The following is a 13,803-nucleotide window of genomic DNA, read 5'->3' as shown; positions in this document are numbered from 1 at the left end:
GGTGAACCGACACAAGAACCGGTGTGGACCGGGCATCCGGCGCGACGCGAATTGTAGTGTTTACTTTGTCTATCTGTATGCCTACGGCGTCGATCCGGCCGTCGGTGTCTTTTTGTCCCCGGTTTTGGTATACCAGATTACATATCTGGCATTCCTAAATCGGGACAATCGAACTCCGAGCGATTGTCGGCATCCGCGCCGAGTTCCGGAAAGGAACCGTCAGCAAGAGCGGTCCGTCCGGGTCATTCCGCAATCGTGATTGGCGTGCCGGTCCCCGGGAGAGGGGCCGCGCCGCCGGCTCAGGCAAGTTAAACGGGAGGCACGATGGCTCATATGAATTCACAACCGGCGGCTTCGGCGCCGCCGGTGTCCGATGCGGTCCGCTGGACGCAGATCGTCGTCGGCATCGTCTGCATGGTGGCGGCCGCCAACATCCAGTACGCCTGGACGCTGTTCGTCCCGGAAATCCAGGCGACCCATGGCTGGACGCGTGCGTCGATCCAGACCGCCTTCACCATCTTCGTCGTCGTGCAGACCTGGCTGACGCCGATCGAGGGCTATTTCATCGACAAATACGGTCCCCGCGTGATCGTCGCCGCCGGCGGCTTCTTCACCGGCCTGTCCTGGGTCATCGACAGCTACGCCGGCTCGCTCGCAATGCTGTATGTCGGCTCGGCCATCGGCGGCATCGGCGTCGGTTGCGTCTACGCCACCTGCGTCAACAACGCACTGAAGTGGTTCCCGGAAAAGCGCGGACTGGCGGTGGGCCTGACCGCGGGCGGCTATGGCGCCGGCTCGGCGCTGACCATCCTGCCGATCTCGGCCATGATCCACAGCAGCGGCTATCAGACCACCTTCTTCTGGTTCGGCCTGCTGCAGGGCGCCCTCATCATCGCCGCCTCGCTGTTCCTGCGCATGCCGCAGAAGGAGCAGGTCAAGGCCTCCACCAAGGTGGCGCAGACCCGTCGCGACTACACGCTGGGCGAGGCGATCCGCACCCCGGTGTTCTGGGTGATGTGGGCGATGTTCATCGGCACCGTCACCGGCGGCCTGATGGCTGTGGCCCAGCTGGGCGTCATCGCCCACGATCTGGGCGTGAAGGAAGCCCCGGTCAGCGTCTTCGGCCTGACCATGGCGGCTCTGCCCTTCGCCCTGATGCTGGACCGCGTGATGAACGGCATCTCGCGCCCGCTGTTCGGCTTCATCTCCGACCATATCGGCCGTGAAGCGACCATGTTCGTCGCCTTCACGCTGGAAGGCATCGGCATCATCATGCTGAGCCGCTTCGGCCATGACCCGATGATGTTCCTGATCCTCAGCGGCATGGTCTTCCTGGCCTGGGGCGAAGTGTACAGCCTGTTCAGCGCCACCTCGGCCGACACCTTCGGCACCAAGCATGCCGGCAAGATCTATGGCGTCCTGTACTGCGCCAAGGGTGTCGCGGCCCTGCTGGTGCCGATGGGCAACCTGCTGATGGAAGCCACCGGCACCTGGGCGACTGTGCTGTACGTCACCGCCACCATGGACCTGACCGCGGCGGCCTGTGCGCTGCTGGTTCTGAAGCCGATGCTGGCCCGCCACCATGCCCGCAATGCGGAACTGGCGCGCCGGGCGGAGCAGGATGAAGCCGGACATTCCGTCCCGGTCGGGGCCGCAGCCGGCACCGCCAACGGGTAAGGCAACAGCCGGGGGGCTGGTTCAGGGAACCGGCTGACGGAAATGGGGCGGGGATGCGCGAAGCGCCCCGGCCCATTCCGTCATTCGATCCAGAAGGGGCGGTCCTTCGCCTTGTCGGACTTGGGATCGCTGTGAGCCGCCTGCTGGAACCGCTCGGAAGAGAACAGGATGCCCGGCTCTTCCTCCGTCTCTTCCTTCTCTGGCTCGATCACGGTGAAGCCGCCGCGGCCGCTGGCCATATAGACGGCGTGGCCGATCATGCCGGTCAGTGCGAGGAACAGAAGGGCCTGGGTCTCGATCATGGTTAAGGCGTCCTTATCGGGGAGGGGAGGGCGTCGACAGGAACAACAGCGCATGACTGCAAACGGCATCCCCGCGGGCGGTGAGCGCCCACGGTGACGGTCAAGTCATGCTGTGCTGCAACATAAGCAAACTGGCATGCCATCGCAAAAAGTTTTGCATGCCAGATGCCGGATGCCTGACCTGCAACTTTGCCGCAGGCACCCCTACCGCTGAAGACCGGTCCATCCCGCAACCAAAGTGCCCTTGCCGCTGTTCCCCGCCTGTCGCCCCCGCATCGGGCCGGGGAGTGGCAAATGGGATGGAGCGGCCATGATCCGGGACCTTTGGTACAAGAACGCGGTCATCTACAATCTGTCGCTGTCGACCTTCATGGACGCCAATGCCGACGGCATCGGCGACTTCCAGGGGCTGCTGCGCCGGCTGGATTACCTGCAAGGGCTTGGCGTGACCTGCCTGTGGCTGGGGCCGTTCCAGACATCGCCGATGAAGGACGGCGGGTACGACGTCGCCGATTACTACACTGTCGATCCGCGCTATGGCACGCTGGGCGACTTCGTGGAATTCACCCACGCCTGCGAACAGCGCGGCATCCGCGTCATCATCGATCTGGTCATCAACCACACCTCCGACCAGCATCCCTGGTTCCAGCAGGCGCGCAGCGATCCCGGCAGCAAATACCGCAACTGGTATGTCTGGTCGGACAAGAAGCCGGAGAATGCCGACAAGGGCATGGTCTTTCCCGGCGTGCAGAAATCGACCTGGACCTATGACCGCGAGGCCAAGGCCTGGTATTTCCACCGCTTCTACAAATTCCAGCCCGACCTGAACACCTCGCACCCGGAGGTTCATGCCGAACTGCTGAAGATCATGGGCTTCTGGATCCAGCTGGGCGTCGCCGGCTTCCGCATGGATGCCGTGCCCTTCATCATCGCGGAGAAGGGGGCGGACATCGCCAAGCCGAAGGAGCAGTTCCGCATGCTGCGCAGCTTCCGCGAGTTCGTGCAGTGGCGCCGCGGCGACGCCGTTCTGCTGGCGGAGGCCAACATCCTGCCGGAGGACGACCTGGAATATTTCGGCGAGGACGGCGATCGCTGCCACATGATGTTCAATTTCCAGGTCAACCAGCACCTGTTCTACGCGCTCGCCACCGCCGACACCGGGCCGCTGGCCAAGGCGCTGGAGATCACCAAGCCGCGCCCGGCCACCGCGCAATGGGGCAGCTTCCTGCGCAACCATGACGAACTCGACCTCGGGCGGCTGACCGAAGAGCAGCGCCAGGCGGTGTTCGCCGCCTTCGGGCCGGATAAATCCATGCAGCTCTATGACCGCGGCATCCGGCGGCGACTGGCGCCGATGCTGCACGACGACCGGCGGCGGATCGAACTGGCCTACAGCCTGATGTTCACCCTGCCGGGGACGCCGGTCATCCGCTATGGCGACGAGATCGGCATGGGTGACGACCTGTCGCTGCCCGAGCGCGAGTGCGCCCGCACGCCGATGCAGTGGTCGGACGAGCCGCATGGCGGCTTCACCAAGTCCGACGAACCGGAAAGCCCGGTCATCAGCGGCGGCGTCTTCGGGTTCGAGCGGATCAATGCCGCGATCCAGCGCCGCGATCCCGGCTCGCTGCTGAACTGGACCGAGCGCATCATCCGCATGCGCAAGGAATGCCCGGAGATCGGCTGGGGCGACTTCCGCATCCTGAAGACCGGCCGGCCGGAGGTGCTGGCCCTGCGCTATGACTGGCGCAACAACGGCGTCGTCGTGATGCACAACCTGTCGGACAAGCCTTGCGAGGTCGTCCTGGACGTGGACGGCCATGGCCAGTCCTGCCGGCTGGTCAACCTGCTGTCGGAGGACCACAGCGAACCCGACGCCGAGGGCCGCCACCGTCTGGTGATGGAGGCCTACGGCTATCGCTGGTTCCGGGTCGGCGGGCTAGATTACCTGCTGCGGCGAACGGAGGCGGACAAGAAGCCTGGGGAAGAAGTCTAAGCGACGTCCAGCCGGGCCGGTCCATCCTCCTCGCTGCGGTCATAGGCGGCGCGGGCTTCCAGCATCTGTGCGATGTGGGTCTCGGCCCACACGCGCAGGGGCACCAGCGTTTCGGCCAGTGTCGCGCCCAGCGGCGTGATGGAATATTCGACGGTGACCGGCACGGTGGCGAAGACCTTGCGGCTGACCAGCCCATCGCGCTCCAGGCTTTTCAGGGTCTGCGACAGCATCTTCTGCGAGATGCCTTCGATCTCGCGGCGCAGCCTGTTGAAGCGCATCGGCCCGCTTTCCAGCAATCCCAGGATCAGCACCGTCCATTTGTCGGCGATCCGGTCCAGCGCCTGCCGCGTCGGGCAGGCGGAGGCATAGGCGTCCGGGAGATCATCCACCTCCGACGGCCGCTTGCCGCCGAGCCCCAGCAGGCTGTTGTCCATCCGCATCCACTCCCAAGAGGTCGGCCCCGGCGGTTACATGCGGGTGACCATGTCACGAAAAGGTGCCTTCTTTACACCAGATTTCTAAAACGGCATCAAGTCACCATTGGAAACCTAGTGGAAGACCACCTGCCATGAAGATCGCCATCATCGGCGCCGCCGGCCGCGCCGGCAGCCGCATCCAGGCCGAACTGCTGCGCCGCGGCCACAGCGTGACCGCCATCGTCCGTGACCCGGCCAAGGTCGCCGCCGCTCCCGGCCTGACCGTTAAGGCGGGCGACGCCAACGATGCTAAAACGCTGGCCCCGCTGCTGGCCGGCCATGACGCCGTGGTCAGTGCCGTGATGTTCCTGATGGGCGACGCCGATCGCCTGATCGGCGCGGTGAAGCAGTCCGGCGTGCCGCGCTATCTGGTTGTCGGCGGCGCCGGCAGCCTGGAGGTCGCCCCCGGCGTCCGCCTGATCGACACCCCGGAGTTCCCCGACCTCTACAAGGCCGAAGCCACCAAGGGCGCCGAGTTCCTCGACCGCCTGAAGGCCGAGCCCGACCTGAACTGGACCTTCCTGTCGCCGTCCGCCGAGTTCGTGCTGGGCGAGCGGACGGGCAAGTTTCGCCTGGGCGACGACGCGCTGCTGGTGGACGGCTCGGGGCGCAGCTGGATCAGCTACGAGGACTTCGCCGTGGCGCTGGTCGACGAGATCGAGACGCCGAAGCACGAGCGCAAGCGGTTCACGGTGGGGTACTGAGGGGAGGCGTCAGAGGCGGAGCGACAGCAGGGGCGCCAGTTTGGCAAGTACCTGCTGGAGCACCGCTTCGGGCACCGAGCCGGCCGGGTCGAGTTGGCGAACACGGCGGTCGAGGCTCTTCACCTGATCCGCCAGCACGACCCCGCCGACCGGCAGCCCCGGCGGCAGCGCGACTTCGAACGGGTAGCCTTTCACTTTGCTGGTGATCGGGCAGACCACGACGAAGGGCGTGCGATTGTGATACGCGCGGGGCGACAGCACCAATCCAGGGCGTCGCCCCACCTGCTCGTGCCCCGCCTGCGACGTGAAGTCGATCCACACCAGATCGCCGCGATCCGGCATCATCACAGCAATTCCTGCCCACGCGGTTCATCTTCGAAGGACTCGTCCGGCAGATTGTCCGCCGTGATGCCGGCGAGCAGATCGTCCAGGGCATACCGCGGCGTGGCCGGACGAATGACGATGCGCCCGTTTTCGACTTCGATTTCGACCGGCGTGCCTTCGGCGAAGCCGGTCTGATCGGCAATCGGGCTCGGCAGGCGGAGGGCAAGGCTGTTGCCCCAACGGGCGACTTCGGTGCGCATGATGGGCTCCCGCCGTAGATACGAGGGCTATACATAGCGTGGAGGTGAGTGTCAATTGAACTCCGGGGGAAGCGCAGGCTTATAGATTTCTCTGTGGTCAGAATGTTGCAGGTGCGCATTAAACTATTTATTGCGCATCGCCCTACCTCCGCCCAAACAGCCTCTCAATATCCGCCAGCTTCAATTCCACATACGTCGGCCGCCCATGGTTGCACTGTCCGCTGTGCGGAGTCGCCTCCATCTGCCGCAGCAGCGCGTTCATCTCGTCGACGCTCAGCGTGCGGCCGGCGCGGACGGAGCCGTGGCAGGCCATCGTCGCGCAGACCTCCTCCAGGCGCTCCTTCAGCGACAGGGCGTCGCCCAGTTCGGACAATTCCTCGGCAAGGTCGCGGATCAGGTTCTTCACGTCGGATTGGCCGAGCAGGGCCGGGACCTCGCGCACCATGACGCAGCCGTGGCCGAAGCCCTCGATCACCAGACCCAACTCGGCCAGTTCGGCGCTGCGGGCCAGCAGGCGATTGGCGGAGGGTTCGTCCAACTCGATCAGTTCGGGGATCAGCAGGGCTTGGCGTTTCACCCCGCCTTCCAGCAGGGCGGTCTTCATCCGCTCGTAGACCAGCCGTTCATGGGCGGCGTGCTGGTCGACGATGACGATTCCCTCGCGGGTCTGCGCCACGATGTAGGTGGTGTGGACCTGCGCCCGCGCCGCGCCCAGCGGGTGGCTGTCGGGCGGCGGCTCGGGCTTTTGCGCGGCCGGGTCGGGGGTGCGGTATTCCGGCGGGCGGGCGCCGGGGGCGAAGCCGTTGCCGAAACCGCTGAGACGGCCTTGCAAGGGCGGCAGTCCCGTCTGGGTCGGCGCCTGGAAGGCGGCGGAGCGTTCCGCCAGACCGCGCGGCACGGCGGCCGGCGTGTAGGAACCACCCCAATTCCCGCCCGAACTGCCGCCGGAACGTCCGTAGGGGAGGGGCGAGGGGGTGAAACCGCTGTCGCTCTCGCCAGACTGTTCTGGCCGCAGGGCGCCGAGCGTGGCGAGGCCGACGGTGGTGGAGGCGCGGTGGCCGGCCTCGGCCAAGGCGTGTTTCAGCGACCCGACGATCAGGCCGCGCACCAGACCCTGGTCGCGGAAGCGCACCTCGGCCTTGGCCGGGTGGACGTTCACGTCGACCTCCTGCGGGTCGATGTCGAGGAACAGCGCCAGCATCGGGTGGCGGTCGCGCGGCAGGAAATCGGCGTAGGCGGCGCGCACGGCACCGACCATCAGCTTGTCGCGCACCGGGCGGCCGTTGACGAACAGGTGCTGGTGCTTGGCGGTCGGGCGATGCAGGGTGGGCAGGCCGATCCAGCCGGCCAGCGACACGCCCTCGCGCTCGGCCATCACCGGCACGGCGTTCTCCTGGAAATCGCGGCCCATCAGCGCGCCCAGCCGGGTCAGCCGGGCGTCCAGCAGGTCGCCCTGCGCCGCGCTCAGCCGCAACCCGCCGCGCCCGCCGTCGCTGAGCGTGAAAGCGACGCCGGGATGGGCCATCGCCAGCCGCTCCAGGCAATCGGCGATGTGGTCGTATTCGGTGCGCGACGCCTTCAGGAACTTCAGCCGGGCCGGCACGGCGGCGAACAGGTCGCGCACCTCGATCCGCGTGCCCTGGGCCAGCGCCGCCGGCTGCGGCGACCCCTTGGCGCCGGCATCCACCGTCAGGCTCCAGGCGCTGTCGGCGCCGCGCGCGCGGCTGGTGATGGTCAGGCAGCTGACGGCGCCGATGGAGGGCAGAGCCTCCCCCCGGAAACCGAGAGAGCGGATGTCGAGCAGGTCGTCGCCCGGCAGCTTGGAGGTGGCATGGCGTTCGACCGCCAGGACCAGCTCGTCGGCGGTCATGCCGCAGCCGTCGTCGGTGACGGCGATCAGCGATTTGCCGCCGTCGCGCGCCACCACGTCGATGCGGGTGGCGCCGGCATCGATGGCGTTCTCCACCAGTTCCTTGACGGCGGCGGCGGGACGTTCGACCACCTCGCCGGCGGCGATGCGGTTGACCAGTGTTTCGGGAAGCAGACGGATCGGCATGCCCATAGATATAGTGGCAGCCGGCGCCCGGCACCACCATCTTCGGGCATAGTCGCGCGCTTAAAGACCCTTCAGCGCCTTCATGTACTCGACGAGCTTGCGTTCGTAGAAGGGCTGCGGCGACTGGTAGCGGGCGACGAGGCCGGCCTCCTCCGTCAGCTTCACCACCATCCCGATGCAGGACACGTCCACCGGGTCGCCGCCGAGGTCGAACTGCAGGCGGAAGTCGAACTTCTGCTTGGCGATCAGGTCGCCGTCATAGGGACGGATGCGGAAGGAGCCGAGGACGAACTCCTCCGGCACATAGTCGTGGTGGTCGATCACGATTTTGGGCGGGGTGGACGGGCGCTCCTTACGCGGTTCCGCGGCGGCTTTCGTGCCACCCGGCTCCTTGTTGCCTCCGGAGAATTTCGACAGCCAAGACATGAAGAGATACGTCCCCTGGTTTTCGAAGGCGTGAAACCGTGCCGACATATTCCGACAGTTTCGGCGCCATATCCTTTAACAACGGTTAATGACCTAAGCATCGGTTACGGCACGGTAATTTCAGTATTCAGGATCCGCTCCGACGGCGTTGCCGCGCGGCCTTCAGAGTTCGACCTCCCTGCCGTGATGGCCGAGGCCGTGCTACGATCGGTCCTCGCCTTGTCGCTGCCCATTGGGGAGGCTCCGCCATGCCGCTGTTGCCGGTGATCCGCGATTTCGCCGCCGAGGCCTCGGACCCGCGGCGCTATGCGGCGCTGGACGGCGGATGGTCGCTGGCGGTGGCCGACGTCACCGGCAGCACGCGACTAGCCGGGCAGGGCCGTCACCGCGACGTGAATTTCGTTGCCGCCGGGGTGGTCGCGGTGCTGTCCGACGCGGTGCGGGTCGGGCAGGAGCCGGCGGCTTGCCAGTTCGGCGGCGACGGCGCCATCGCCGCGGTGCCGCCGGGACGGGAGGACGCGGCGCGGGCTGCGCTCTCGGCGCTCGCCCACTGGTCGGCGGCGGTGATGGACGTGCCGCTGCGCGTCGGACTGGTGCCGGTGCGGGCGCTGCTCGACCAGGGGCTGGAGGTGATGGCCGCCCTGCACGATGTCGGCAACGGCAACAGCTTCGGGCTGTTCCTGGGCGCCGGGGTGGTGGCCGCCGATGCCTGGGTGAAGGAGGATGCGCGCTGGCGCCTGCCGCCGCAGGAAGGACCGCTGCCGGGCCTTGAGTCGGTGTCCTGCCGCTGGAACCCGGTGCCGCCGCGGCACGGAACCGTACTGTGCGTGATCGTCGATGCGGTCGATCCGGGCGCGGCCGGGCTGCTGGAGCTGGCCCGCGTCCAGCGCGCCATCGAGGCCATCGTACCCACCGCCGGCGCCGCTCCGCTGGGGCTGGGGGAGCGGCTGGAGGCGCGCTGGCCGCCGGACTGGCGCGCCCTGCTGATGGAGGCGCGCGGCGGCCGGGACGGCGCCCGTGTGGGAACGGGCATCCGGCGGGTGGGCAAGGCCCTGGCCGGATCGGGGCTGCTGGTCCTGCTGCTGAAGTTGGGGCTGACGCTGGGCCGTTTCGATCCGCAGCGCTACCGCCGACACATGGCGGAGCGCACCGATTTCCGCAAATCGGCAGGCGGTCCGCGGCTGGTGCTTGACGTGACGGAGGGGGAGGCGGACGCGATCGAAACTCTGCTGGCCCAGGCGGCCCAGGCCGGCTCGATCCGCTACGGCACCGCGCGGGCCGATGCCACCACCGTCACCTGTCTGGTCGGCGACGTGACGGCGGACCGCCATGTGCATTTCGTCGACGGCGCCGGGCTGGGTTTCTGGCGGGCGTCGGTCATGCTGAAGGCGATGAAGGCGCGGGAAAAGTCCGGGCAGGAAGGCGGGGCGGCGAAGGAAATGGAAGCCGCCGCCCTGGGATGAGTTGGCGGAACGTGGCGCTGGTCCGGGATCAGAGCCGCCCGGCCACACGCCGGCCGGCGTCGTCCGACGGCACGATCTCCGTCCCCACCGGCCAGAGCGCCAGCAGCGCGAGCTTCAGATGCGCCCAGGCGAAAGGCAGGCCGATGATGGTGATGGCAAGGCCGACCGCAGAGATCAGGTGGCCGAGCGCCAGCCACCACCCGGCCAGCACGAACCAGACGATATTGCCGATGAAGCCCAAGGCGCCGGTGCCCATGTCTTCGCGCCCGCGGAACTCATCCCGCCGCACGGCGGTTTGCCCAAAGGGGAGCAGGGTGTAATGGGCGATGGTCAGGGCGGACCGGGCCCAGGGCAGGCCGACGATGGACAACGCCATCAGAACCGCGGCCAGCAGCCAGCCCACCGCCATCCAGATGCCGCCCGTGAACAACCACAGCACATTGAGGAGAAGACTGAGCAGTGACATGACAAGAAACCTCCCTTTCGCCGCAGATGTGGTGACGGTCGCGCCGCGCGCCTAGAGGCGGGCCTTTCAGCTTCCGGCCGTTTGGACCTTGCTCCTTTGGAAATTGGCCACTCCAAAGATGGGGCACCCCGTCCGGCGGCGCGAAAGAGGGGGTGGTGTATGCCATCCATGCCTTGAACCGTATCCGTTCGGTCCACAGATCCGGGACAGGCATCATGACGACGCATCCGGACGGGTCCTTCGTCGGCAGCATCGCCGGCGGGCCGCCCGTTTCCGGTTCACACGGATCGGAGGCCGCATGAACGAGGCTTTGAACACCGACTCCGGCGCCGATGCGCCGAATGTTCCGGGCGACGGCGAATCGCTCTCGCCGGTGGTCGCTGCCATCCTCGGCACCGCCGTCGCGGCGGCGGCCAAGCGCGGCGGCAACGGGGACGTGGTCCGCGGGCTGATCGCGGGCTTGCGCATCCTGCGCGCCACCGTCGAGGAGGAGGCCGGCTACACCATGGCCGCCGCGGTCGACAACGCCATCCGCACCCGCCTGCTGGCCGACAACCTGTCGCGCCTGCGCGTGAGCGGGGAGAAGCCGCAGGCCATCCCGCTGCCGGATCCCGGACCGGGCGCCAGCGCCGCAGCCGCCATCTTCGAAAGCGCTGCGGAATCCTGCCTGACCGTCAACGCCCATGCCGAGGACAACGGGCCGTTGGAACATGCCGTCTTCGCCTTCACCGCACAGTTGCTGCAACAGCTGGGTGGAGCGCCGGAATGGCGCAGCCTGGCCGGCGAGCTGCGCCGCCCGCTGGCGGTGGTGCCGGATGGCGAGGGCGAGGAGGTGACCCTGCATTGACCGATTGCCTTGCCGGCCGGCGGCCGATGATCGGCACAAGCCGGCAAGTCTTGGAATTTGCTTTGCTTTTGTCGTGTTTCGGCGGCGGCTGAAACCTTTTGCGGACAGGGCGGCTTTTCGGGCCGTGTTAAGGTTTCTGCCCGATTTATCGTACGGGACGATTTGGGTTCCGCTTCGTTAGGGTTGGCTTCGGCGATGGGGCAGTCCCATCGCGGAATGCCAGCACCGGGGACCGCGACCGTGTTCTTTCACACCCAGCCTTCCACCGTCCGCGCCGGACGGCCAGATGCCGCCCGCTTTCCGGTGACCGGCTTGGCCGTGGATGGGGTGGCTCCCGGGGCTGACTGTTCCAGGGTGGACGACCGTACGGCCGACCGCGCCGGCGATCCGTCGGGACGGCGGGTGATCTTCCTTCACCCCGGCAAGGGGGCGTGGTGGCGCCTGCTGGACCATGTGCCGACGGGCCAGGAATGGTTGACCGTGCCGGCGTCTGCCGGAGCGGCGATCCTCTCCCCTTTGCTGGTGGAGCGCGGCGGACGCCGGCCGGTGCTGGTGGCGGGCGCGGTGACGGCGCCGCTCGCCATCGCCGCGGCGTTGGATTACCCGGAACGGGTGGGCGGCGTGATGATCGTCGACGATGTCGGGGCCGAATCGCCGATGCGCCGCCGTTGGAATGCGCTGGCCGCCCGTTTCGGATGGGCGCTGCCGGCGGTGCTGTCCGGCGACCTGGGAGATCTCGATTCGGAATTGCCGGCCGTCCGGGTGCCGGTGACCCTGATGCAGGGCAGTGACCCGGCCGGTCTGTTCACACGGCTGGAAGACGGGTTGACCGGCTGCCGGACCTTGACGGTCGTCGCCGTGCCCGACGCCGCCGCCATCCGTCCGCGGACCCATGCGGCGGAGCTGCGCGGCGCGCTGCTGGCGCTGGTCTCCGCGGTGGAGCGAGGCCAGCGGTAGGGGGCGGCGCAGCCGCCCTCCGTCAGAAACTCTGGGCGGTGAGAGCGGCCTGGGTGCGGTTGCGGACGCCGAGATGCCGCAGGATCGCGGTGACGTGGACCTTCACCGTGCCTTCCGTCAGCCCCAGTTCATGGGCGATCTGCTTGTTGGATTTGCCGTCGCGCAGGCGGGCCAGAACGTCGCGCTGGCGTGGCGTCAACTGGTCGCCGTTGCCGTTGCCCAGCGCCGTGGACTCGTCCATCGTGTCGCCGGAGCCGTTTCCGCCATGGCCGGCATGCATCTGCTCGACACGGTCGCCGCCGCGGATCGCCTGTTCGGGAAGATAGATGCCGCCGGCAAGCACCAGTTGCAGCGCACCCAGCAGGACCTTGGCGCTGGAGGATTTCGGGATATAGCCGGCGGCGCCGTTCTCGAGGGCCGCCAGCAGGTCGGAGCGCTTCTCCGACCCCGAAACCACCACCAGAAGCGCCTTCGGCAGGCTGGCATGGATGTCGCCGAGCGCCGAGAAGCCGGTCCAGCCGGGCATTCCCAGATCGAGCAGGATCAGGTCGAAGGGTCTGGTGCCATCGCACAGCGCCCGCACCTCGTCATAGGTGCTGGCTTCGAAAAAGGTCATGTCGGCGTCGAATTGCGCCAGCAGCCGGCGCAGACCGTCTCGGAACAGCAGGTGATCGTCGGCGATCAGCACGTTCATCGCGGGCATTTCCAGAAGGTTGCGGCGATCCGACACCGGGATGGCGTCATCGGCCCGGACGTTCACATAGGAAGGCCGGTTCTGACGCTGTAGTTCGCTTTTGGTCTTAGACCGCTTCCTCTATGCCCGTCCCCTTTCCTGGCCCCCTTTCCTGGTGGAGGGGCAGGGCCGCACCGCAAATTGAGGGCGCCGGAAACGGAAAAGCGCTGCAAAAGGCAACGCTCCGCCCCGCCGACCGCCTGCCCCGGATGGATGGGGCGGGCGGCCTGGACGGAAGGCGGGCGAGACCTTTTGGCAGAGCGGTCGAATGGATCGAGGGAGATCAGACGGTGGCGGCGACGCCGGCCTCGGCAGCCTGATCGCCGATGCCGTTGTTCAGCGCCCAGATGGCGGCCTGGGTACGGTTGGAGGCGTTGATCTTGCGCAGCAGGCTCTTCAGGTGAACCTTCACGGTGGCTTCCGTGATGTTCAGGTGGTTGGCGATCATCTTGTTGCTGTTGCCGTTCAGCAGGCAGCGCAGGATCTGGACTTCGCGCTGCGACAGGCCCTTGCGGCGGGTCGGCAGCTCGGCGCCCATGTCCTCGGTGCGGCCGTTGACCAGCAGTTCGGCCAGATGGGTCGGGAACACCTTCTCGCCCATCATCACCAGCTTCAGCGACTGCATCAGCGCCTCGCAGGCGATGTCCTTCAGCAGATAGCCGCCGGCGCCGGCGCTCAGGGCCGCCGACAGGCGGCGGGTTTCCAGGTCGTTGGTCAGGATGACGACCTTGATCGACGGGTGGTTCTCACGCAGCGTGCGCATCGCATCGACTTCCTCGTCGGCGCCGCTCGGCAGGTCGATCAGGATCAGGTCGGGGTTGCTGCCGGTGCCGAGCGCCGACAGGCCCTCGCGCAGGCTGCCGGCCTCGCCGACGACGTTGAAGGACGTGCCCTCGAACAGGCGCTTCATGCCTTCACGGAAAAGCTTGTTGGCGTCGATGAGGAAAACGTTGATGGCATCCATGGTCTCAGCCCGCCTTTTGTTCCGTTCGGATCGATGTGGCGCCGATTGGCGCTTCGGAGGCATCCCCGACCTTCCGCTCCCGCGTCCGGCCCATTCCCCCTCAGGGTTCGGGGGTGCCTCGTTGTGATCCATAGATACCCCCGATTTGCGCC

15 protein-coding genes are annotated in these 13,803 nt (G+C 67.3%); 6 read left to right on the top strand and 9 right to left on the bottom strand.

Annotated elements, in window-relative coordinates; all coding sequences use genetic code 11:
• Positions 1 to 333 precede the first annotated feature (333 nt).
• Positions 334 to 1,677: an oxalate/formate MFS antiporter gene (oxlT, locus tag B9N97_RS21955; RefSeq protein WP_085089842.1), complete on the top strand. Its 1,344-nt coding sequence runs from the start codon at positions 334 to 336 to the stop codon at positions 1,675 to 1,677.
• A gap of 80 nt (positions 1,678 to 1,757) precedes the next feature.
• Here oxlT and B9N97_RS21950 read toward each other — a convergent pair whose 3' ends face one another.
• Positions 1,758 to 1,979, bottom strand: coding sequence for a hypothetical protein (locus tag B9N97_RS21950; RefSeq protein ID WP_085089841.1), 222 nt, complete (start codon positions 1,977 to 1,979; stop codon positions 1,758 to 1,760).
• 310 nt (positions 1,980 to 2,289) lie between these two features.
• Between B9N97_RS21950 and B9N97_RS21945 the strand changes: the two genes are divergently transcribed.
• Positions 2,290 to 3,975, top strand: coding sequence for an alpha-amylase family protein (locus B9N97_RS21945; RefSeq protein ID WP_085089840.1), 1,686 nt, complete (start codon positions 2,290 to 2,292; stop codon positions 3,973 to 3,975).
• Here the strand turns inward: B9N97_RS21945 and B9N97_RS21940 are convergent.
• Positions 3,972 to 4,409 carry a winged helix-turn-helix transcriptional regulator gene (locus B9N97_RS21940; protein ID WP_208621240.1) on the bottom strand — a complete coding sequence of 146 codons (438 nt, stop codon included), beginning with the start codon at positions 4,407 to 4,409 and terminating at the stop codon, positions 3,972 to 3,974. The genes B9N97_RS21945 and B9N97_RS21940 overlap by 4 nt on opposite strands.
• Before the next feature lie 134 nt (positions 4,410 to 4,543).
• Between B9N97_RS21940 and B9N97_RS21935 the strand changes: the two genes are divergently transcribed.
• Positions 4,544 to 5,155 (top strand): NAD(P)-dependent oxidoreductase, encoded by a 612-nt coding sequence (locus tag B9N97_RS21935; RefSeq protein WP_085089838.1) that lies wholly within the window; start codon positions 4,544 to 4,546, stop codon positions 5,153 to 5,155.
• A gap of 9 nt (positions 5,156 to 5,164) precedes the next feature.
• Here the strand turns inward: B9N97_RS21935 and B9N97_RS21930 are convergent, their stop codons facing one another.
• The 4 genes from B9N97_RS21930 to B9N97_RS21915 form a co-directional block, all read right to left on the bottom strand.
• On the bottom strand, positions 5,165 to 5,500 hold the full coding sequence (locus tag B9N97_RS21930) for a type II toxin-antitoxin system PemK/MazF family toxin (RefSeq protein WP_085089837.1): 336 nt from the start codon (positions 5,498 to 5,500) through the stop codon (positions 5,165 to 5,167).
• On the bottom strand, positions 5,500 to 5,739 hold the full coding sequence (locus tag B9N97_RS21925; protein ID WP_085089836.1) for an AbrB/MazE/SpoVT family DNA-binding domain-containing protein: 240 nt from the start codon (positions 5,737 to 5,739) through the stop codon (positions 5,500 to 5,502). Before B9N97_RS21925 ends, B9N97_RS21930 begins: the two co-directional genes overlap by 1 nt.
• Before the next feature lie 142 nt (positions 5,740 to 5,881).
• Entirely contained in the window at positions 5,882 to 7,795 is a 1,914-nt protein-coding gene (gene mutL, locus B9N97_RS21920; protein WP_085090709.1) for a DNA mismatch repair endonuclease MutL, read from the bottom strand.
• Positions 7,796 to 7,855: 60 nt separating this feature from the next.
• Complete coding sequence (locus tag B9N97_RS21915) at positions 7,856 to 8,221, bottom strand: hypothetical protein (protein ID WP_085090708.1); 366 nt, start codon at positions 8,219 to 8,221, stop codon at positions 7,856 to 7,858.
• A 248-nt stretch (positions 8,222 to 8,469) separates the two neighbouring features.
• Here B9N97_RS21915 and B9N97_RS21910 point away from each other — a divergent pair, with 248 nt between their 5' ends.
• The gene (locus B9N97_RS21910; protein WP_085089835.1) at positions 8,470 to 9,684 is read left to right on the top strand and encodes a DUF3095 family protein; all 1,215 of its coding nucleotides are present in this window, start codon (positions 8,470 to 8,472) and stop codon (positions 9,682 to 9,684) included.
• Between the two features lie 28 nt (positions 9,685 to 9,712).
• On the opposite strand, the gene B9N97_RS21905 is transcribed toward B9N97_RS21910, so the two are convergent.
• Positions 9,713 to 10,150 carry a YccF domain-containing protein gene (locus B9N97_RS21905; RefSeq protein WP_085089834.1) on the bottom strand — a complete coding sequence of 146 codons (438 nt, stop codon included), beginning with the start codon at positions 10,148 to 10,150 and terminating at the stop codon, positions 9,713 to 9,715.
• A 298-nt stretch (positions 10,151 to 10,448) separates the two neighbouring features.
• Between B9N97_RS21905 and B9N97_RS21900 the strand changes: the two genes are divergently transcribed.
• Positions 10,449 to 10,997: a hypothetical protein gene (locus B9N97_RS21900; protein ID WP_085089833.1), complete on the top strand. Its 549-nt coding sequence runs from the start codon at positions 10,449 to 10,451 to the stop codon at positions 10,995 to 10,997.
• Positions 10,998 to 11,351: 354 nt separating this feature from the next.
• Positions 11,352 to 11,954 carry an alpha/beta fold hydrolase gene (locus B9N97_RS21895; protein ID WP_244560836.1) on the top strand — a complete coding sequence of 201 codons (603 nt, stop codon included), beginning with the start codon at positions 11,352 to 11,354 and terminating at the stop codon, positions 11,952 to 11,954.
• Between the two features lie 22 nt (positions 11,955 to 11,976).
• On the opposite strand, the gene B9N97_RS21890 is transcribed toward B9N97_RS21895, so the two are convergent.
• Both B9N97_RS21890 and B9N97_RS21885 read right to left on the bottom strand, forming a co-directional pair.
• Positions 11,977 to 12,648 (bottom strand): LuxR C-terminal-related transcriptional regulator, encoded by a 672-nt coding sequence (locus B9N97_RS21890; RefSeq protein ID WP_085090707.1) that lies wholly within the window; start codon positions 12,646 to 12,648, stop codon positions 11,977 to 11,979.
• Positions 12,649 to 12,970: 322 nt separating this feature from the next.
• A complete protein-coding gene (locus B9N97_RS21885; RefSeq protein ID WP_085089831.1) occupies positions 12,971 to 13,651 on the bottom strand; it encodes a LuxR C-terminal-related transcriptional regulator in 681 nt (226 codons plus the stop codon).
• Positions 13,652 to 13,803 lie beyond the last annotated feature (152 nt).

The sequence above is a fragment of the Azospirillum oryzae genome, assembly GCF_900177515.1.
GTDB classification, from domain to species: domain Bacteria; phylum Pseudomonadota; class Alphaproteobacteria; order Azospirillales; family Azospirillaceae; genus Azospirillum; species Azospirillum oryzae_A.
The sequence above is the reverse complement of the archived record's forward strand: the minus strand, read 5'-3'. Positions and strand labels throughout refer to the sequence as shown.